The following is a 20,207-nucleotide window of genomic DNA, read 5'->3' on the forward strand; positions in this document are numbered from 1 at the left end:
TCCGCGAGAACCTCCACGCAGCCCGGTCTGCGTGGAGGTTCTCGCGGATCAGGGCGAGTTCGGACTGAAGTCCGCGGTGCCGCGTGTTGTCGATCTGTCCGTCCCCGACCTTGCGGCACATCGGCGAGGCCACCACGAGGACGAAGTCGGCCTCCCGCACCTGTTCCGCGGCCCATAGGTACCAGTCGCGCCGCCGGTCGGTGTCCCAGCGGTCCAGGACGACGTCGAGCCCGCAGTCCCGGGCGAGGAAGTCGGCGAAGAGACGCACCTGTTCGACGTGCGGTTCGTCGTCGTGGGCGTAGGACACGAATACCCGCGGCACGCCGACGGGACGCCGGACTCCGGAGTGGGCGCCGCCCCCACCCGCGGCATTGCCCCCGGGCCTGGCCCCGACTCTGGCATCGCTCCCGAGCCCGGCCTCACCCCTGTCTTCGGCTTCGGCCCCGAGCCCGCCCTCGACCACGGCCTGGGCGTCGGCCCTGATTGTGACCACGGGGACCGTTGTCGGCGCGGGTACGGCCGGTCGGGTGGGCGTCGGCGGCAGGGCGGACTCCCGCGCTGTCCGCGGCGCAGCGACGGTGGCGGCCCGCGCTGCGTCGAGACGGAGCGTGAAAGACGTGGGGAGGGCGCCGGGCAGACACCCCATCGCGTCGTCCGGACCGAGGTCGAAGCGAGCCGAGCACACGACGTCGACGGCGTCGCAGCCCTCGGGCACCAGTATCGCGACCCACCCTGAGTAGGAGCCGGGCCGCACGCCGTCGGTTTGTTTCGTGCTGTGACGCCAGCGGGGTGTCGAACCGCCGATGCCGAAGACGTCGACCACGGGCAGGGCCTCGGGCAGGGCGAACGCTCCAGGCTCTCCGGGCTCGGCAGCCGTGAAGTTGAGCAGCTCGTCGAGGACCACGCGGGACGGCGCCTGCTGCGCCAGCACCGTACGGGGCACAGCGTCCGTCACCACCACCGCCGATCCGTCGGCGCAGGACAGCCGGAAGGCGACCTCGAACCAGAGCGGGCCCGGCACGTCCGGCTCCAGCAGCAACTCGTAAGGGAACCGCACGAGGTAGGCGTCGTGCCCGGGGAACGCGGGCGGGGGTGGCAGCACCGGATGGATCTGCCGGGCTCCGACGCGAACGGCGCCGAGGGGGATGTCGGCCGGCTCGGCGTCGAGCCATCTGCCCGCGCCGTCCGACAGCAGCAGGGCGACATCGGCCGCGGGGACACCGTCGGCCTCGGGAACACGGTCGGTCATCGGCTGCTCCTGGAGCGGGCGCACGGGTGACATATCATGCCACGGTCGTTCCGCCGGTTCCGGACGCCCCGGCGACCGTCAACAGCACTGTTCGGAAGGGCTGTTGACCAGGGATGGTTCGGCGACGGAAGGGCGGGGCACCGTGAACGAGGAGGACGCGGTCGCGGGGCAACGTCTGTTGATGGCGGTCAGACAGCGCATCGCCAGGTTCGGCGAGACCCGGGATCCCGACCTGTTGACCTGTCCGGAGGCGGACGCCGAGCTGGCCGCTCTCGCCGCCGCGACCGATCTGGAGGCCGATCTCGAATCCCGTAGCGCCCTGGGCGTCCTGCACTGGCTCCGGCACCTTGTCCTGAACCGCGATCCGGATGAACTGGCGCAGGCGGTCGCCCTGCTCGCCCCGCTGTGCGAGAGCACGCCGGATCTGGTGCCCGAACCACTTCGCCGGCATCCCGCGCTCTCCCGCTCACCCGCACCGGAGTCGGTGTTCGATCTTCTGGACGCCTACCGGGCCGATGGCGATCTCGCCAGGCTCCACCAGGCCGTAGACCTCCTGCGCCAATCGCTGGCGGAGACGAGCGCGGAGGCGAAATCAGAGGCGGCGACACAGGCAGACGCCGGGGAGCGCGCCACCGCGCTCGCCAACCTGGGTGCCGCGCTGCTGATGCTGGCCGACCACACCGGTGGGGCCCACATCCTGAGCGAGGGGTTGGCCTGTTGCCGCAAGGCCGTGAAGCTGACCCCCCGCTCCGATCCCGCCCGAGCGGGACGGCTCGCCAATCTCGCCCAGGCGCTGGCCGCTTCGGGGGCGCACCGGCCGGGGCGGCGCCTGCTGGACGGGGCTCTGGCCGTCATGCGTCAGGCCGTCTCTGAGACGCCCGATGACGCTCCGGAGCTGCCCGGCAGGCTGAGCTTCCTCGCCGACGTGCCGCACGTCTGTTACACGCGCACCGGGGACGTCGGGCTGCTCCATGAGGCACTGGCGATGACCCGGGCGTCGGTGGCTCCGGGCCCAGCCGGGCCGCAGTCAGACCCCAGGATCTGGACCAACCACGCCGCCGCGCTGAGCGCGCTGCACACCCGTACCCGCGACGCCGACGTTCTCCGGGAGGCCGTGGCGGCTTGCCGCATGGCCCTGGGCCGCTTCGGGCCCCGCGACCCTGCGCGATGCCACCCGGCCGGCAACCTCGCCATGTGTCTGCTCGCCCGCTACGAGGCGCTGGGTGACACGGAGGCGCTGGCCGAGGCGGAGACCCTGCTGCGGGACGCCTGCGCGGCGCGGGGTACCGCACCGCCGGTCCGGTCCGCCCTGCTCTCGGGGCTGGGACTGGTGCTGCGCTCCCGCGCCGAGGTGACCGGTGACCTCGACCTCCTCGCCGAGGCCGTCGCCGTCGGCCGGGTGTCGCTCACCGGGCCGCTGAACCCGGCCCACCGGGTGGCGGCCCTCGCCAATCTGAGCCTTTCGCTGCACATGTCGTACCAGGCGACGGGGGACACCGCCCTGCTGGAGCAGGCAGTGGCCCGGGGCGCCGACGCGGTGGCGTCGACTCCGGACGCTCATCCCGACCGGGCCGGCCGACTGGCGAACCTCGGGATCGTGCTGCGCGGCGCGGCGGAGCGGACGGGCGACCTCGCGCAGGTCGAGCGGGGCATCGCGGTGTGCCGGGAGGCCGCAGCCCGTACGCCCGACACCGACCCGGACCGTCCCGCCGTCCTGAGCACGCTCGGGTTGCTGCTGCGGCTGCGCGGGGCTGCCGGGGACGACGACAGCCTGCGCGAGGCGGTGCGCGTGATGACCGAGGTGGCCGACGCCACTGAGGAGGGCAACCCCGACCTGCCCGGCCGGCTGTCCAACCTGATGATCGTGTTGCGCGCCCAGTACGACGCCTCCGGGGCGGTGACGGCCCTGCACGACGCGGTCACGGCAGGGCGCCGGGCGCTGGCCGCTCTGCCGTCCGGCCACGGCAACCGGTCCTCGGTGCTCGCCAATCTGGGGCTCGCCATGTCCACGCTCGCCTCCCGGACGGGCGACGACCGGACGCTCGCCGAGGCGGCCGAGGTCTACGCGGAGGCGTCCCGCAGCCCAGGCGCCCCGGTCGTGCTGCGGATCTGGGCGCTGCGCGAAGAGGCCAGGATCGTCGCGCAGCGTGGCGATCCGGGGGCCGCCCTACCAGTGCTGGAGACCGCCGTGTCCCTGCTGCCCCGGCTGGCCGGGCGCGCCCTGGACAGGCCTGACCGCGACCACGCGCTGGGGCGGGTCGGCGGCCTCGCGGCGCAGGTCGTGTCGACGGCGGTGGCGGTCGGCCGGGTGGCCTACGGCGTCGGGCTGTTGGAGCGGGCGCGGGGTGTGCTGCTGACCGAGTCGATTCTGGAACGGTCGGCGGACCTGGAGGCGCTCACCGCCGTCGCGCCCGAACTGGCCACGGAGTTCACGCGGTTGCGGCGGGAGTATGACGCCGACGCCGGACCGGGCGTCGACCTGTACACCCCCGACGGGTCCCGGGCCGCCGCCGCAGCCACCCGACGGGCCCGGCTGGACGAGAAGTGGAACGCCCTGCTCGCCCGGATCCGGGAGCAGGACGGGATGCAGGACTTCCTGGACCCCGGGCCTCCCGCCGAACCGCACCGCATGTCCGCGGACGGCCCGTTGGTGTACGTGTACGCGGCCGAAGAAGCGGGCGGCGCGGTGATCCTGCCGGCCGGTTCGGGGGCGCCCCGGCATGTGCCTTGCGACGGCGCCAATGCGGCGGCCGCGGCGCACCAAGCCGAGGCGTTCGACACCGCCGTACGCGTGGCCTCGACGGCTGCTGGATACGGCGAACGGCTGCGTGCCCACCGGGAGATGAACCGGGTGCTGGAGTGGCTGTGGGACACCGTGGCGGAGCCGGTGCTTACGGCGCTTGCGGACACGGACGGGGCGGACGGAGGCGTTGGGGTCGCGGACGGTAGGGGCGAGGACGGTACGGTCGCCGACAGGCTGTGGTGGTGTCCGGTCGGGGTGTTCACGATGCTGCCGCTGCACGCTGCCGGGTACCACCGCCAGCGGTCGGGACGTACCGTCATGGACCGGACAACCAGTTCGTACACGCCGACGCTGCGCGCCCTCGACTACGCGCGGAGAGGCGCCGCTCCGGACGCTGGCAGCGGCCTCGACAGGGAGGCCGGCCCGGACGCAGACGCGGTGGATGCCCTGCTGCTGGTGTCGGTGGCCGAGCCCCCCGACGCGCCTCCGCTGCCGGGGGCGGAGCGGGAGACCGAGGCGCTGCGGGCGCTGTTGCCCGACTGCACGGTGCTGAGCGCGGCCGACGCCAGGCACGACGCCGTGCTGACCGCCCTGGAGGCACGCCGCACCGTCCACTTCGCCTGCCACGCCGTCGCCGACCCCCGAGTGCCGTCTCGGAGCAGGCTCGTGCTCTGCGACCACCGGGAACGGCCACTGACGGTCCGTGAGATCGCCGGCGTGTCGAACCCGGCGGGCGCACTCTGCTACCTGTCCGCCTGTGCCACCACAAAGGCGGCGCCCCGGCTGGCCGACGAGTTCGTGCACATCACGTCGGCGTTCCAACTGGCCGGCTTCTCCCACGTGATCGGCACGCTGTGGCCGGTGAGCGACGTGCACGCGGCGACGGTCGCGACCCGCTGTTACGAAGCCTTGCGGGGGCCGGGGAGCACGCTGGAGACCTGGCGTGCCGCCGCGGCGGTCTCGGCCGCGGCCCGGTCGGTGCGGGACATCATGCCGGGGTCCCCGCTGCACTGGGCCGGCCATGTCCACTGGGGGACGTGAGGAGGGGGACACCGCGGCCCGCGTCGGCGGCGACGCCGACCGCCTTCCGCATCGCTCGCCGCGCGGTGAACTGCCACCGGGCCGAGTCCAGGGAGCGGGCCCGTTCGTAGGAGTTGCTGCATCGCGCGCGGCCTCCAGGGCGCGGACTACGTGACGGTGGCCTCCCGGGGCCGGCCGCCCCGAGCCGCGAACTCGCCCTCCACGTTCGGCGCCTTCGCCGCGTCCAGGTGCATTTCCCGCGTGGTGGACAGGGCCAGCGCCTCGGCCAAGTGTGGGCCTGGCGGCCTGCCCGCGGCCGGCGGTTCGTTCCATCGCCGCCGCGTCGCGCAGGGCGATGGCAAGGTTGCGGCAGGCCGTTGCCCTGCCGGAACGCGAGGACGGTGTGCTGTTCGGTGACGGCTTCCGCGTGGCTGCGGCGCTGGTACAGCACCCAGGCTTGGTGGGCGAACGTGGTCGTCTCGACGAACGGGTCGCCACCGGCGCGCTTGACCTGTTCCTCGCGTGCGCCATGCAACGGCTGGTCAAGGACAATCCGCGGAAGTAGGACGAGCACGGGTGGCAGGTCCGCTGGCCACGGTTTCCCGGCGAGGTCCTGGTGATGAACGCCAACGGCCGCGAGTACCAGATCACTCCGGACGCCATGGCCTCCATCACCTGGCAGGCCACGCTCGTCCAGAAGGACGGCCCGGCAACGCGGGCGAGATACACGGCAGCTCACTGGCGGGATCGACCACGCTACCTGTGCCTTCGCGTTGTGCCGATTGGCCGTCGAACGGCCGGGGACCGACATGTTCGGGATCGAGCTCTACCCGACGCCGCAAGAGAAGGCGGCGGCCCTGCTGCACTCCGTCGCGCGCCATCACGCCTCGTCCCCGGAGACGAGCGGACTGCCTGGCTCGCGATGCGTGAGTTCCTGCGGTTCGGTGCGGTAGGCGCCGACGTCGCCCTGCCGCACGTCTGTGTTGCCGGGCCGGTCGTGTAGGGCGTCGCGAAGCGGCTGACCGGCTGATATCCGCCCGCCTGAAGCGCACGGTCCGTGTCAGAAAGGTTCAGCCAGTGGTGTGCAAGCAGCCACGGCACCTGCCACCCCCCGCGCGTAGAAGTGGCCGAACTGGTCCAATAGCCGGCTTGGGGCGGTGCCGAGCTGGCCGGTTCTGCCGCTGGGGTGCCGTGCCGTCGCCGGGGCCGAGAGCCGGGCGAAGACGAGGTGACAGACTGGAGTTCCGGCGTACAACCGCACCCGGCGGCCGCCGACCGTCGACAGCTCGAAGACGAGGCGCGAGGGAGCGCCGTGAGCGAAGCCCGCGTTGACGAGCTGGGACGTGGCGTGCACCTGGACGCCGAGCCGGGCGACGTTGGAGATGCCGGAGAGCAGGCCGACCAACGAAGGCGCGAGGCTGACGCGTTCATGGGTGCCGGCCAGCACGAGGGCGTCCGGCGTGAGCACCACGCTGTCACCGGCTTCGATGACGCCCTCGCACCGGGCGAAACTCTCCGGGTCCGCGGTGTCGAGAACCTCGTCACCCTCGATGCGCCGGAAGGGCCCCGCCAGCCGCAGCAGATAGCTGTTGCGCTTGACCAGCCGCTCGTCGAACGGCGTGATGCCGATGTCGCCGCACCGGACGGCACTGAGGATGTCCTGGTCGGAAAGGATCACAGCGTCTGCCCCTGCCCGGCCTGCCGCGGCGCGACTGGCCCCACGGTCTGCGAGGCGGTGTCAAGCAGGACCACGGAGTCCGCGGCGAGCGTGTCGAACGCCTCCGCGTCCACCAGCGCGGGGATGCCCAGTTCTCGCAGCACGATCGACAGATGGCTGAGGTAGGAGCAGTTGCGGAAGACGAACCCGACGGACCTGGGGTCGCGGCCCCGGATGAACCGTTCGAGCGAGAGGTACGGCAGTCGGGCCAATACCACGACGGGGTCGTCCGCCGGCCGGCCGCCTGCCGCGTCGGTCCGGTCGGTGTGGAAGTGGAAGTCGAGGGACTCCATCAGCAGGTCATGATCGTCGTCGATTCGGATCACCCGCCCGCTGACCCGGCCGGGAGCGATGACGTTGAGCGCTTCCGGGCCGCCTCCCTCCGTGTCCTCGTCGACGAAATCGATGAGGAAGAACGAGTCGTCCGAGGTGATACCGAACTCCACCGAGGGCTGCTGGTAGTACGCGCCCGCCACCGCGACGGCCCGGCAAACCTCCTCGATCTGCAGGTCGGACAGCTCCGGCGTCCTGCCGACCACGACACTCCTGGGCTGACCTTCCTCAATGACGAACGCCCGTTCCTGGAGGGTGAGTTCGCGCTGAACCACCTTGCCGTCGAGGGTGCACACGTACTGCGAGGTGGTCACGACCCCCTTGGGCACGAAGGCCCCGAATCCGATCTCCACGAGGACGCGGTCGCCGAACCTGCGTGCCACCCCGGACTGGACAGCCGACCGTACCTCCGTGGCGATCAGCGCGAACTCGTCGTGGGCGGCGCCCACCAGTTGCACGATGCCGTCGAGGTCCTCGCGCCTGGTGGCGGCAGCGCTGAAGCGGCGGACGATCGAACCGGACAGTCTGGCCGGGTCTTGGAGGACGAAGCTGATCTGAGAGGCGTCGCGCAGGGCCTCGGGCAGCGGGGAGGCCTCCGCTCCTGCGGAGTCGGCGGTGGGTCGGGCCCGGACGATCCAGGCCCGACCCACCGCCAGGTCGTTCTCCTCGGCGATCAGCCGCAGCCGTACCTTGTCCAGGCCGGTCAGGCCGCCCAGTTCGGCCCGGTCGGCCGACGCCACCGGGATGAAGCGGAGGGCGAAGTCCCGGTGTGCCGGTGCGGGCAACGCAGTGATCGGACGAGCCTGCACCGGGATCACTGCATTGTCGGCAGTGACGCACAGTTCGATGTCCTGTGGCACCGCCCGGTGGTCGGTGACCGCCTTCCCCAGGCTCCGGATCTCCGCGATCAGCCCCAGCACGCGGGTCTCCAGCGCGGCGTCGCACCAGTCGGGCCGGTTGACCGTCCGCATACCGTCACCCGAGAGCCGGACGGAGAGGGGCTCGGTCTCACCGCCGACCAACGCGCTTCCCGCCCCCGGAACCACGTCCAGCAGGTAGCTCTCGCGGTCCCCGGTCACCGGGTCGGCGGTGAACAGCACACCGGACAGGTCGGCCGGCACCTGCTCCTGCACGATCACCGAGATGGGGCCGCGCTCGCCGACTGCCGCGCCGAACCCGCCGGCGACCTCCGTCCCGCCCCCTGACTCGTCGGCTTCCATTCGCCCGGTGTAGTAAGCCGCACGGTCCGATCCGCCGGAGAGCGCGCAGCGCTCCACGGCCGCCGCCAGATCCTCGACCCCGACGCCCAGTTCAGATACGAACTGCCCCGCGTAGGAGGCGTTCGCGCCGTCCTCCGCGGCGGCCGAGGAACGGACGGCGAACGGCCGGCGCAGGCCGTGTTCGTCCACCAGCGACGCGAGCAGCCGCGCCAGCCCGCCCCGGTCGGAGAGGAGAGGGGACAGCGCATCGCCAGGCAGCACGAATCCTGGAGGGACGGGTAGTCCGATCGCGAGGAGTTCGCCCAGTCCGGCGGCCTTGCCGCCGACACGGCGGCTGTCGGCCGCGCGTAGGGAACTCAGGGCGGGGATGTCCATGAAGCACCTTTCGTGGTCCCGCTCCGGTCTGTCGTCCGGAGGAGAGGTGAGCTGGCCAGGATCAGAGGGCGAGGTCGGGCAGGGCGATCGCCTGCTGCCAGAGCTCCTGGTAGTGGTCGACGAGCAGGTGGAACAGCTTGAAGTCGTCCTTCTCGGTGATCCAGAAGGTCGGCCGTTCCATCGGGGGGAGGGTGTGGAGTATCGGCTCCACGTGCGCGTACCCCGAGTGCTTTTTCACGTCGAAGAGGATCACCGACGCGGTCGGGATGACGGGGTAGGCGCGTATCTCGATGTTGCGCCGCTGTTTGGGGGTCAGGCCCTCGTGCCAGTGCCGCAGGTGTGCCAGGTTTGCGCGCAGCACGTCCTCCAGGTTCGGGAAGCCGTGCACCGCCCCCATGTCACCGATCCATGGCACCTTGTCGCCGTTGGCGTCGACGGGACTGAGCAGGGCAAGTCTGAAGTGGCAGTCGGACAGCGCCCGGTCGGCGATGGTGGGCAGCATGTGGTGGACGACGTGGCCCAGTTGCAGCCCGTAGATCTCGACGGTCCGGTGGGCTCCCTGCAGTTGCGTCCCCAGTGCCGGGAGTTGGGAGCGGCCGGTGAACAGCAGACCGCCGCGGGCGCCGTTCAGCACGGTGTTCTGCCGGATCCGGATGTCGGCCGTGGCGAGCGCGATCAGGCCGAGCAGCAGGACGACGGTCGCGGAGAAGAGGACGTCGATCCACTTCCGGTTCTGCGTGAATCCGGAGACGACCTCGAGCACGGTGACCAGGATGGCGAGCAGGCACCCCGTGTACGCGTCGGGATACCGTCGTGCGCGGACTGCTCTCGCGATCCGAGGAAGGAATCCCATGTGCGTCACAACTCCTGTTCCGGCGTGCGTTCTTCTGACTCAGATCACGTCGCACACGGCGAGGGCGGCGATGGTCTTGGCGTCGACGATCCGGCCCTCGCGCACCATCGCGCGCACGTTGCCGCGCGGCACCATGAAGCGCTGGATGAACTCGCCCTTGTCGGGGTGCGCGGGACCCGGCACCAGCCCGGTGGCCGCGTAGACGTAGGTCGTCTCGTCGGACAGGTGCGGACTGATCCGTAGGGTGCCGACCAACTCGACCTGACCGGCTTGGAATCCGGTCTCCTCGCGCAGTTCCCGGACAGCTGTCCGCGCCGGGTCCTCGCGGGGCTCCACCCGGCCGGCCGGGGCCTCGATCACCCACGACTGCGGCGGGAAGCGGAACTGGCGGATCAGTACGAGATCGTCGCCGTCGAGCGCGACGATCAGGGCGATGGCAGGAAACCGCACGACGTGGGTCTCCATGCTCTGGCTTCCGGCCAGTTGGACGGTCCGGGAGTCCACGGAGATCCAGTCGCCGAACGCAGTGGTCCTGACGTCCGACGTGTTGATGGTCGGGGTGGGCATGTCGGTCATGGCTCCTCCTCACTCATTCCGTTCGGCGACGAGCCGGACGAAGGACTGGTGGGGGTCCTTGAGGGTGCGGCCGTGTTGTTCCAGCACATAGGGCACGAACAGGTCGGAGGTGAGGTCGTAGAGTGTGCGTCGGCTGAAGTACCGCTTGACGTCACCCGGTTCGAGCTCGTAGTAGTCAGGGCCGAGTTGTCTGCCCTCGCCGTGCTCGGGGTCGTCGACGGAGTTGACCATGACGCACAGCAGGCCGCCGGGGCGCAGTACCCGCCGGAACTCGGTCATGATCTCCCGGCTCGTGGGCAGGTCGAAGTAGTGGACGCTGAGGTGTGCGTACACGACGTCGAAGGACCCGTCGTCGAAGGGGTGCGGGAAGTCCGCCAGGGAGGCGGTGACGCGTCGGACCGACGCGGACAGGGCCTCCTCGGGGAACTGGGCGAGGGCGAAGTCCGAGTGGTCCATCGCCGTCACCCGGTGCCCGGCCGCGGCGAAATAGGTGCTGTCCTGTCCCTGCCCGCAGCCGGCGTCCAGGACCGCCGAGCCGGCCGGGAAGCGGCCGACGACCTCCTGTGCGAAGTAGGTAGGGGTACGGATCCAGTCGGTGCCCCGATACGAGCGGTGCTTGGTGTTCCAGAAGGTGGCAGTCATCGGTTCGGTGATCTCCAGGGGGAACGTGCGTACGGGCTTGCTGGTACTGCTCACGGTGACTGCGTCGGTGCGGCTCCCTCACGCGACACGTCGGCGGTCAGTCCGTCGATGACACGGGCGGTGCCGCGGGGCACCAGCGCGCGCCAGTCCTCTCCGGCGGCCATGCGACGGCGCACCTCGGTCGCGGTCACCCGGCGCGGATTTCCGGGCACCGCGGAGACGGCGTACCCGGCGGCCTTGAAACGCCGGTACTTCTCCTCGTCCCAGGGCTCGTTGAGGGTGACCAGATGGAGGCAGCCGCGGGGCAGGTAGTCGTCCCACGTACCGGGGTCCGAGACGTCGAACGGCACGACCCGCACGGTGCACAGGGCGGTCGGCACCGCCTCCGGCAGAGAGCCTGTGACCATCTCGGCTCGTTCGAAGTAGGTGTAGGGATTCGCGTCCCTGGTGTGCCGGTGGGCCGAGGTCCGCTCCTCGGCGAGCCGACCCAGGGCGGGGTTGGTGATACCCACGATGACGTACCGGCTCCTGCGCGCGGCGAGGGCGACGTATTCGAGGTGTCCGAGGTGGAAGGGCTGGAAGCGTCCGTGGACCACGGTCCATCGCGCGTTCACGGCGCACTCCGTGAGGTCGGTCCGGGGGCACCGAACGGCGCCAGATTGTCGAACAGCGCGGCGACGTCGCCCGGCGCGGTGCAGGCGTGCACGCTGACGCGCAGCCAGTCCTCGGTCGCGGCGACCGACCAGCCCCGGGCGCGCAGGCGGGACTTCACGGCACGGTGGTCCGCGACGTGGGGCGAGCGCACCCGGACGATGCCGTACTCTCCCGGGGCCGACGCCGGGCCGAACGTGCGGAAACCCGCGTGCGTGGCGGCGACCAGCATGTGGGCGGCCGCCGTCCGGCACACCGAGGCCAGGTGCTGCGGGCCTGCACGCTGGTAGGCGGACAGGGACGCCAGCAGGCCGTGGAGCGCGGAGAGATCCGGCAGGTTTCCCTCCAGGGCGGCCGGGCCTCCGCGCTCGCGGGGCCCCGGCAGCCACGCGCCGTCCGCCGCGGTACGAGCGTCGCAGTTGCGCGGGGACAGCAGCAGCGGGGAGAGCGTGTCCAGAACCCCGGGCACGGCGATCACGAACCCGGCGCCCATGGGGCCAAGCAGCGCCTTGCGGCCCGAGGCGAGGAGGACGTCCACCCCAAGGGCGTGGAAGTCCACGGGGACGCGGCCTACCGATTGTGCCGCGTCCACGACCACCACGGCGGGTGACAACTTGCGTGCCAAGGAAGAGAGCTCGGCCACCGGTTGCAGCACGCCGTCGAGATGTGTCAGGTGGGTGCAGGCCACCACTGCCGTGCGCTCCGAGAGCAGGAGGGCGGCGTGCTCCAGGTCGACCAGCCCGCTGGGCAGGCACGGCAGGGTGCGCAGCCGTACGTCGGTGCGCCGTCCCGCCAGCCGGCACCACGGCGCGGCGTGCGCGGGGTGGTCAGCCGCGGTGACGAGCACCTCGCCGCCCGGCGGCACGGTGAACCCGCCGGCGAGGGCCGAGGACGCCTCGGAGACGCTGCGGACGAGTGCCACCTCCGCGTCCGGCCGGGCGCCGAAGACCGCTCTGATGCGCTCCCGCAGCGCGTCCAGACCAGCCGTCCGTTCGCTCTGGAAGTCCGGCGGTGAGCGGTGGGCGGCCGCCGCCGTGGAGAATTCCGTCACCGCCCGAACGCAGGCGCGGGAGAGCGGGGCGGTTGAGGCCCAGTCGAAGAACCGGCGGGTGTCGGACGCTGGTCGGAAACCGTCGTCGTGCACGGCTTGCTCAGTCATCCGCTGACTCGCCCTTCCGTCGGGCTGCGGCGCCCTGCACCGACGCGAGGTGTTTCGCCAGCGCGGCGTCCCGGCGGCTGACCACCTGGTCCCACGAGCAGAGGAAGACGTCGTCACCGATGGCCACCAGTTGTCGGTCGGGGAACGCGCCGCCCACCCGCACCCCCGCGGCGGGTGTCGGCTCAAGTCGCGGAAGCCCCACGTCCGAGCCGTTCGGCGCGATCCCAGTGAGGGCCGGGTGACCTGTGTGGATCATGGTCGGGCAGGCATCCGACCGCAGCCGCCATTGGGTCAGGTCGGTCCGCGCCATCAGCCGCACCAGCAGCCGCTGCGGCAGGGCGCGGTCGCTGAGCGTGACGGACAACCGCCGGTTGTAGAACACGGCGCACTGGCCGGCTCGTCGGGCGGCGACGAGCGGCCCCCGGCGCCGACGCAGCGCCGACCGGTACGCGTGGACCGCGTTGACGGCGGCGCGCCGGTGCCAGTTGCGGTCGTGCATGCGCCAGAGCGGCGAGCTACGCCCGCCGGCCGCCGCGCGGCGCAGAACCTGCGCGAAGCCGACGATGCGTGAATCGCGGTAGAGCCTGGTCAGGTGGTCGGCGAGCAGCAGCGCCTGCGGCTCCAGCGAGTGCCGCCGGATCTCCCGTGCGAGGCGGCCGAAGTCCACATCGTCCCGCGTCAGGGCCAGCGATACGGTGTCGTTGACGTCCTTGACCGACACGTACCCGTCGGACAGGGCGTGGGCGAACATCACCAGCAGGGTCCCGGTGGGATTGACCCCCTGGTAGCCGAGATCCGGTGCGACCGGCTCGTAGAAGTCGGTCAGCGGGAAGTCGAGGTAGTCCCCGGCTCCCACCGAGTAGGTGCCGAAGTGGATGTCCACCCGGGAGAACCGGCCGTCCTCCGTGCGGACCAGGAAGAGTTGGCCGTACTCGGCCCTTCCGCGCTCGAATTCCGCCTTGAACCAGGGGCATTCCTCCTCGTCGAAGACGTAGCCCCGCTCGCGCAGCAGCCGGACCACGGCGAGGCAGGCGTCCCAGTCGGGGACGTACACGTCGACGTCACGGCTCCAGCGAGGTGCCGGATCCCGGTAGAAGCGGGCGTTGTTGAAGCCCTTGATGACAGCCAGGCCGGCGCCCGCCACCTCCGGCTGTCCGGCGAGCCAGGCCAACTCCGAGCGCAGCAGCTGCAGATGCTCCGCGAGACGGCCAGCCTCGGCGGCATACCAGGACTTGGCAGCGGCGGCCCGTGCACGGTGGGCTTCGGGGCCCGAGACCGCCAACTGGTCCAGCCCGTACTGGAACTGGGGAACGGCCTTGTGTACCCGCAGGACGTCTCCGACCGCCCTGCGTCGGCTCTCCAACCGGTGAAGTCCCGCCGCCGCACGCTCCGTCCGCTCTGGGTCGACGAACATCGTCGCCCAGGTGTCGAGCAGAGACGACGCGAACCGGTTGCCACCCGTCGCCCGCCCGCTCATGACAGTGCCTCCAATGCGGGCAGGCGCGGCACGGCACAGAGCTCCAGGGTGTCCCGCAGCGACGTGAGCACCTCGTCGAAGGGCCGCTCGCCGTCGAGTCGGTACACCGCCGGATGACCGCTCAAGTCGATCTCCCACTGCGCGAGCAGGCACTCCTGGAAACGGACGAAGCCAGGCGCCTGGCCGCCCGGATCGTCGAACCGCTCGTACGGCGCGCAGGTCCCGCCCCTGCGCGCCCAGGCCGTGCGCGGGTCAACGTCGAGCAACACCACCGCGTCGGGCACCGGGAGTAGTTGGCGCAATTCGTCGAGCGCCGGGCTCAGGCGGCCGAGGGAACGCTCCTTCGCCAGCACCTTGTACCAGTACGAGTCCAGCAGAACGTGCCTGCCTTCGACGACCTCCGGTCGCACCAAGTACTCGTACTGGGCCACAATGTGCCCCCCGACGAACATCGCGCGCGCCACGTCGGAGAGCCGGTCCTTGATGGCGCTGGGTGCGTCCGGCGCCATGACGGCGGGTAAGTCGTGGTTGCGGAGGTCGCGCCAGCCGACGGTGGCGAACGTGCCGCCGCGCAGCGCGGAGAGGAGACTGGTCTTGCCGCTTCCATCGATCCCGAGCAGCACGATGAAGAGCCCTCTGGTGCCACTATCCATGTCTTCTCCTCGCCCTCACACGCTCGATCCCGCGCGCTGCCGACCGGACGGCACCCACCATGCGCCCTGCGGCGGCGCACTGCCGACAGGTTTCCCACCACAGGAAACCCGTGGAAACACCGGCGGCCGGATCACCGCAGCTCAGCGGGCGGAAACCCGGACGATGACGGGGGAGTTGTGCAACCCTCCGTCACCCGGAAGCGGGGAGCGCGAGGGACAGCGGCGGCGATCCGCCGCGAGCGGCACGCCGATGGTCCGGGCAGGAGCACGTGCGGCATGACCGGGCGGGACCCGTACGGAAGGGACAGGACCGGCCAAGGCGCGGGAGCCGGGTTCGGTCTCTCGCTGCGCCGACGGCGGACAGCCGCAGGGCTGTCCCTGGCCGACCTCTCCCGCCTCGTGCACTACAGCAAGGGCTACCTCAGCAAGGTCGAGAGGGGACTGGCCTTACCGAGCGCCGAGCTCGCGCGCCTCTGCGGCGACGTGCTCGGCCCCGACGACCTGCCCCCGGCCCCGACGGCGTCCGAGGACGCGGTCCGCCAGATCCCCAGACAGTGCTACGCCCTGCCCGAGCCGAGCAGGTACTTCGTCGGCCGCGAGCACGAGACGAAGTTGATCGAGTCGCTCGTCCTGGATGCCGGCCCCCGCCAGCGTGCCGGGACGGTACTGTGTGCGATCACCGGGATGGCCGGAGTGGGCAAGACGGCACTGGCGCTGCGGATCGCCCACCGGGCGGAGGACCACTTCGCCGACGGCTGTCTCTACCTTGACCTGCACGGCTACTCGCAGGACCTGCCCGTTGTCACGGTCGGGGACGCCCTGGACCGGTTGCTGCGGATGCTGGGCATGCCCGCCGAGGCCATTCCCCACCACGTGGAGGACCGGGCCGCTGTCTACCGGGGGGCCATGACCGGCCGACGGGCTCTGGTGGTCCTGGACAACGCCGTCGATTCCCACCAGATCAGGCCGCTGCTGCCGCGTGAACCGGGCTGCCCCGTCCTCGTGACCAGCCGGAGTGCCCTGCCCTCACTGGACGAGGGCCACCACGTCCCGCTGGGCCCGCTGCCTGCTCTCGACGCGGAAGCACTGTTCACCAGCATCTCCGGGATCGGCACGGGCGACCGGGGCACTTCCGGCGACGGCCCGCTCCCGCCGGGCGTGCGCGACGTCGTTGAACTGTGCGGCCGGCTGCCGCTCGCGCTGCGCATCGCGGCCACCCGGTGCCGACCCGGCGGACCACGGACGGTAGCGGACTTCGCGCTGCGGCTGGCCGACAGGCGTTGGGGACTAGCCGAACTGGACGACGGGGAGCGCAGTGTGGTCGCGCCGCTCACCGTCTCCTTCGACGCGCTTGGCCCCTCCGAGCAGCACCTGTTCGCGCTGCTAGGCCTGTTTCCGGGCGACGACTGCGACCCCGCGTCGGCCGCCGTCATGGCCGACTGGGACCTACCCGCCGCGGAGCGGGCACTGAACCGGCTGGCCGACGCCCATCTGCTACTGCGGATCCGTCCCGGCCGCTTCCGCCTACACGATCTGCTGCGGGTGTTCGCCCGGCAGGTCGCGGACCGCACATTCGTGCAGGGCACCCGGGCGGCGGTGACCGCACGACTGGCCGGGCACTACGTCGCTGCGGCCGACGCCATGGGTCGCATGCTGGCACCGCACCGCTACCGTCTCCCGGTCACCGACGGCTTGGACGTTACCGCCGCGCTGCTGCCGCCGGTCGCCGGACATGACGAGTCGCTGGCGTGGTTCGCCGCGGAGCAGGAGACCGTCGTGGCCCTGGTCCGGGAGAGCGCCCGGCTCGGCATGGACGCCGAGTGCTGGCGACTGGCTTACGTCCTGCGGGACTTCTTCTTCCTCACCAAGCGCTGGGACGCCTGGGTCGCCAGCCACCGTGAGGCCCTGCTCGCCGCGCACCGCCTCGCCGATCCCGCCGCCGAGGCGGTCACCGCGAACAATCTCGGCCTGGCCCTGATCGAGACCGGTGACCTCGACGGCGCCGCCGCGCACTACGAGCGCGCCCACCGCATCTTCCACGGCATCGGCGACGAACACGGTGCGGCCAACGCCGTCGGCAACCGAGCCTGGGTGCACTTCTACCGGGGCGAACACTTCGAGGCCCTGCGGGAGTTCAGCACGGCACTGGCCTACTACACACGCAGCGGCGCCCGCCGTAACGTCGCCATCACACTGCGCGGCATCGGCCTGACCGAGGTGGAGCTGCGCCAGTTCGACGCCGCCATCGGGCATTTGAAGACTGCGCTCGCCACGCTGGACGACCTGGGCCTGCAGCTGGATACGGCCATGGCACTGAACTGCCTCGGCGAGGCATACCTGCGCAGCGGCCGGCCGCGGGAGGGCGCCGAATGGCTGGAGCGTGCCGTGGTCGTCAGCCGCACGTGCGGCAGCCGCCACGAGGAGGCGAGGGCACGGCACCATCTTGCCCTGGCAGCGAAGGAGTTGTCCGGCGCGATGTCACGCACCGACCGGAAGCGCCAGGACGGATGAGGGGGCGGCCGTGGGTTCGGCGGGAGCGGAGGGCCCGGCGCGTTCCGGGCACAGGTACGACGTGTTCCTCAGTTACGCCTGGGAAGACATCGACCTGGCGGTGCGATTCCAGGAACTGCTGGAGGCCCGCGGCCTGTCGGTCTTCAGGGACGTCACCGGCATGCGGGACTACGACGACATCCCGACCGTCATCCGCGCCGCCCTCGACGGCTCACGGACCCTGGTGGCGCTCTACACGCCCAGTTTCCCGGAGAGCCAGTACTGCCGCTGGGAGATGTACACGGCGCTGACCCGCTCCTACCACCTGTCCGGGCAGACCCGGCGGGTGATGGCGGTCGTCCGCGGCATGAGGTTCTCGCAGGTGCTGTCCTCCCGGCTGAAGTGCCTGCGGCTACCCGCCGTGACGGCCGCACTGGCCGACGTGTCGGACTCCGTGCACCGGCTGGTCGACGGTATGGACCACCGGACCTTCGGCGACGCCCCCGAACCGCCGGTGCCGTCCTGGTATCCGGAACCGGCCGTCGGTAGCCGGCACTTCCGCGGCCGGCTACAGGAGCTGTGGCAGATCCGGGACGCCTTCGACGGCGACGACGGGGCGGGCAGCGACCTCCCGCCCGTGGTGTTCCTGGTAGGGGGCGGCGGCATCGGCAAGACGATGCTCGCGGAACAGTACGGGCGGCTGTTCGCCGAAGACCATCCGGGCGGCGTGTTCGTCCTCGGGGGGCTCGGCTCCCACCCTGACAGCTCCCGGGATCCGCTGCGGGTGGCCGCCCTGGTGGGCGATCGGATCATGGCCATCGCCCGCCGTCTGGAACTCGTCGGACCCGATGCCCCCGCGGCGGCGGCGCGTGCGGCGCTGAGCACGCGTCTGGCCGCCACCGGCATGCCTTACCTGTGGATCCTGGACGACTTGCCAGCCGGTGTGGACACGGCCGTTTTCCGCACCCTGGTCGCTCCGACGGCGCTGGGTAGGACGCTCGTGACGTCCCGCGCCCCGGGACCCGGAGGTCAGGGGTTGTGCATCGACGTCGGGGAGCTGGGCGAGCTGGACTCCCTGACGTTGCTGTCGAGCAGGCTGTCGCCGTCCCCCGGTGCGGAGCGCCAGGCACGCCGGAGGCTGGCGCAAGCTCTGGGGCGCCATCCACTGGCGATGGCCGTCGCAGCGGAACTCGTCGCGCTGCCGGAGACCGGCGGCTTCGCCGGTCTCCTCGCCTCCTTCGAGGAGCCGAGCCCGGACGTCCTGGAGACCGCGGAGCGGCTCGGCGTCCAACTGCCGACGGCCCACGGTGTCAGCATCTGTGCCACCTTGCTGCGCGGGATCGACCGGCTGACGCCTGAGGGCCTGACTGTCATGCGGCTGGCGTCCCTGCTCGCGCCGACGCTGTTCTCGCCGGACTTGCTCGCGGACATCCTCGGGGAGTCGGACAGGGAGGGGCGGGACCGACAGGAGTTCCGGGAGTCGGTCCGTCGCGGTCTCGCCGAGGCCGAGCGGCTGGCGCTGGCCCGCCCCGACGGCACGGGGAGCCTGAGTGTGCATGCGCTCGTCAGCCGAACCGTCCGGCTCGCCGACCATGATGACACTGCGCGCGAACGCGTTCGCCGGGCCGCCGTCCGGGTGCTCGGGGAGAGGCTGCAAGGACCTGCGGCGGGCGCCGCCGCCCGGTTCAGGACCTTCGAGGCGCTTCCGCACGTGCGGACGGTCGCCGTCGCGCTGGCGGAGCGAGACGATCAGCACCTCCTGAACGAGGCGGGCCGGGTGCGTTCCGAGAGCGGTGACCCCGTGACCGGGCTCGGACTCCTGCGCCTGCTCCACGACGGGTGCGTCGCGGCTCTCGGCCCGTCCGACATCACCACCCTGCGCGTGCTGGCCGGACTGGCGGTCGCCCACGGGATGTGCGGAGACCACGACACGGCGGTGCGTCTCAAGCACCAGGCGTACGAAGGGCTCGCCGCCCTTCTAGGACCGCACCACCCCGATACCCTGACGGCGCTCAACAACGTCGGAGTGACACAGCTCGACCGCGGTGAGTACCGCACGGCATGGCGGGTGTTCGGGCAGGTGTACAGGGCGAGGTCCCGCAGGAACAGCGCGCTACACCCGGACACCCTGTTGGCACTGGCCAATGCCTCGGTCGCCGCATCGCTGGAGGGCCGCCACGCGTTGGCCTTGCGGCTGCGCACATCCTTGCTCGCCCGCACGGCCCGGGTGCTGGGCACCAGGCACCCGCAGTACGCGGACGCGCTGAACGGCATGGGCACCACCGCGTACGCGCTCGGGCACCGCGCGGAGGCGGCCGACTGGTTCGACCGGGCGTACCGGCTACGCCGGGACCTGTACGGGGAGCAACACGGCGACACCCTAGACGCGCTGGAGAACCGCCTGGTCGCCGCGTCGGCCGACCACGACGGCACGGCCGGTCCGGGCCTCGAAGAGGAGGGCTTCCGCGAGGTGTACCGGTGGAGGCTCGATCTCCAAGGGCCGTCCCACCCGGCGACGGTCACGACCCTGCGCCACTGCCTCGTCGCCTGTCGCCGCGGGACAGCCGCAGACGGCCCGGCCGGTGACGAGGGTCTGCCCCTGCCGACGCCTCGGATGGAGCCTGTGCAGAAGCTGCCGCACGGGGTGGCGTCCGGCGGTGTCCGCCTGGAGGCCGACGACATGGACCGAAGGATCGAGGTTTTCGAACTGGCCTGCTCTGCGCAGGAATTGATGGTGGACAGCGGCGAGGACGACGAGGTGCGGGCGCTGATGACGCAGCTCTGGCTGGCGCACGCCACTGCCCTGATGGACCAGATGGACGGGCAGCGCGACGTCGCCCTCGCTGTTGCGGAGGACACCGAAGCGGGTCTGGCACGGGAGCTCGGACGTGACCACCCCCTCACCCGGACCGCGACCTTCCTGTACCGGTGGATCGAGGAGTTGGTCGACGCGGCGGTGGAGCGGCCGGGAGAAGGATGAACCTTCATCGACTTGTGGTGAGAACGCCTACCGTGGCGGGCGTTGGGGGAGAGCCCGAAGTATTGATCA

15 protein-coding genes are annotated in these 20,207 nt (G+C 71.5%); 4 read left to right on the top strand and 11 right to left on the bottom strand.

The features are described 5' to 3' along the window. Positions 1–1,249, bottom strand: a 1,249-nt coding sequence (locus tag AOK23_RS28300; RefSeq protein ID WP_055715451.1) for an SEFIR domain-containing protein, incomplete at its 3' end; no start/stop codon positions are given. A gap of 142 nt (positions 1,250–1,391) precedes the next feature. On the opposite strand from AOK23_RS28300, the gene AOK23_RS28305 reads away from it, so the two are divergent. Beyond that, positions 1,392–5,033: a CHAT domain-containing tetratricopeptide repeat protein gene (locus tag AOK23_RS28305; RefSeq protein WP_055715452.1), complete on the top strand. Its 3,642-nt coding sequence runs from the start codon at positions 1,392–1,394 to the stop codon at positions 5,031–5,033. A gap of 146 nt (positions 5,034–5,179) precedes the next feature. On the opposite strand, the gene AOK23_RS51520 is transcribed toward AOK23_RS28305, so the two are convergent. Next, entirely contained in the window at positions 5,180–5,302 is a 123-nt protein-coding gene (locus tag AOK23_RS51520; protein WP_276205764.1) for a hypothetical protein, read from the bottom strand. 74 nt (positions 5,303–5,376) lie between these two features. On the opposite strand from AOK23_RS51520, the gene AOK23_RS28310 reads away from it, so the two are divergent. Beyond that, complete coding sequence (locus tag AOK23_RS28310) at positions 5,377–5,577, top strand: hypothetical protein (RefSeq protein ID WP_055715453.1); 201 nt, start codon at positions 5,377–5,379, stop codon at positions 5,575–5,577. 495 nt (positions 5,578–6,072) lie between these two features. On the opposite strand, the gene dcd is transcribed toward AOK23_RS28310, so the two are convergent. The 9 genes from dcd to AOK23_RS28355 all read right to left on the bottom strand — a co-directional run bounded on the left by dcd (position 6,073) and on the right by AOK23_RS28355 (position 14,668). Beyond that, positions 6,073–6,690 carry a dCTP deaminase gene (dcd, locus tag AOK23_RS28315; protein WP_055715454.1) on the bottom strand — a complete coding sequence of 206 codons (618 nt, stop codon included), beginning with the start codon at positions 6,688–6,690 and terminating at the stop codon, positions 6,073–6,075. Next, positions 6,687–8,657 (bottom strand): PEP/pyruvate-binding domain-containing protein, encoded by a 1,971-nt coding sequence (locus tag AOK23_RS28320; protein ID WP_055715455.1) that lies wholly within the window; start codon positions 8,655–8,657, stop codon positions 6,687–6,689. Before AOK23_RS28320 ends, dcd begins: the two co-directional genes overlap by 4 nt. A 61-nt stretch (positions 8,658–8,718) precedes the next feature. Beyond that, a complete protein-coding gene (locus AOK23_RS28325) occupies positions 8,719–9,510 on the bottom strand; it encodes a hypothetical protein (RefSeq protein ID WP_055715456.1) in 792 nt (263 codons plus the stop codon). Between the two features lie 39 nt (positions 9,511–9,549). Further along, positions 9,550–10,086 carry an NUDIX hydrolase gene (locus AOK23_RS28330; RefSeq protein WP_055715457.1) on the bottom strand — a complete coding sequence of 179 codons (537 nt, stop codon included), beginning with the start codon at positions 10,084–10,086 and terminating at the stop codon, positions 9,550–9,552. Between the two features lie 9 nt (positions 10,087–10,095). Continuing rightward, positions 10,096–10,782 (bottom strand): class I SAM-dependent methyltransferase, encoded by a 687-nt coding sequence (locus AOK23_RS28335; RefSeq protein WP_055715458.1) that lies wholly within the window; start codon positions 10,780–10,782, stop codon positions 10,096–10,098. Beyond that, positions 10,779–11,342, bottom strand: coding sequence for an adenylyltransferase/cytidyltransferase family protein (locus AOK23_RS28340; protein WP_055715459.1), 564 nt, complete (start codon positions 11,340–11,342; stop codon positions 10,779–10,781). The genes AOK23_RS28335 and AOK23_RS28340 overlap by 4 nt, the downstream gene beginning before the upstream one ends. Beyond that, positions 11,339–12,538 carry an aminotransferase class V-fold PLP-dependent enzyme gene (locus tag AOK23_RS28345; RefSeq protein WP_079049748.1) on the bottom strand — a complete coding sequence of 400 codons (1,200 nt, stop codon included), beginning with the start codon at positions 12,536–12,538 and terminating at the stop codon, positions 11,339–11,341. Before AOK23_RS28345 ends, AOK23_RS28340 begins: the two co-directional genes overlap by 4 nt. Beyond that, complete coding sequence (locus AOK23_RS28350; RefSeq protein WP_055715461.1) at positions 12,531–14,015, bottom strand: nucleotidyltransferase family protein; 1,485 nt, start codon at positions 14,013–14,015, stop codon at positions 12,531–12,533. The genes AOK23_RS28345 and AOK23_RS28350 overlap by 8 nt, the downstream gene beginning before the upstream one ends. After that, entirely contained in the window at positions 14,012–14,668 is a 657-nt protein-coding gene (locus AOK23_RS28355) for a dTMP kinase (RefSeq protein WP_055715462.1), read from the bottom strand. Before AOK23_RS28355 ends, AOK23_RS28350 begins: the two co-directional genes overlap by 4 nt. A 276-nt stretch (positions 14,669–14,944) precedes the next feature. Here AOK23_RS28355 and AOK23_RS28360 point away from each other — a divergent pair, with 276 nt between their 5' ends. Together AOK23_RS28360 and AOK23_RS28365 are read left to right on the top strand one after the other, a co-directional pair. Then, positions 14,945–17,179, top strand: coding sequence for an ATP-binding protein (locus AOK23_RS28360; RefSeq protein WP_055715463.1), 2,235 nt, complete (start codon positions 14,945–14,947; stop codon positions 17,177–17,179). Positions 17,180–17,189: 10 nt separating this feature from the next. Further along, positions 17,190–20,138 (top strand): tetratricopeptide repeat protein, encoded by a 2,949-nt coding sequence (locus tag AOK23_RS28365; protein WP_055715464.1) that lies wholly within the window; start codon positions 17,190–17,192, stop codon positions 20,136–20,138. Positions 20,139–20,207: the final 69 nt, after the last annotated feature.

The organism is Streptomyces torulosus (genome assembly GCF_001419765.1).
Taxonomy (GTDB): Bacteria; Actinomycetota; Actinomycetes; order Streptomycetales; family Streptomycetaceae; genus Streptomyces; species Streptomyces torulosus.

Bases quoted from the DNA above. Each gene is read 5' to 3' on its own strand.
- AOK23_RS28320 (WP_055715455.1), bottom strand. From the start codon at position 8,657: ATGGACATCCCCGCCCTGAGTTCCCTACGCGCGGCCGACAGCCGCCGT.
- AOK23_RS28325 (WP_055715456.1), bottom strand. From the start codon at position 9,510: ATGGGATTCCTTCCTCGGATCGCGAGAGCAGTCCGCGCACGACGGTAT.
- AOK23_RS28330 (WP_055715457.1), bottom strand. From the start codon at position 10,086: ATGACCGACATGCCCACCCCGACCATCAACACGTCGGACGTCAGGACC.
- AOK23_RS28345 (WP_079049748.1), bottom strand. From the start codon at position 12,538: ATGACTGAGCAAGCCGTGCACGACGACGGTTTCCGACCAGCGTCCGAC.
- AOK23_RS28350 (WP_055715461.1), bottom strand. From the start codon at position 14,015: ATGAGCGGGCGGGCGACGGGTGGCAACCGGTTCGCGTCGTCTCTGCTC.
- AOK23_RS28355 (WP_055715462.1), bottom strand. From the start codon at position 14,668: ATGGATAGTGGCACCAGAGGGCTCTTCATCGTGCTGCTCGGGATCGAT.
- AOK23_RS28360 (WP_055715463.1), top strand. From the start codon at position 14,945: ATGACCGGGCGGGACCCGTACGGAAGGGACAGGACCGGCCAAGGCGCG.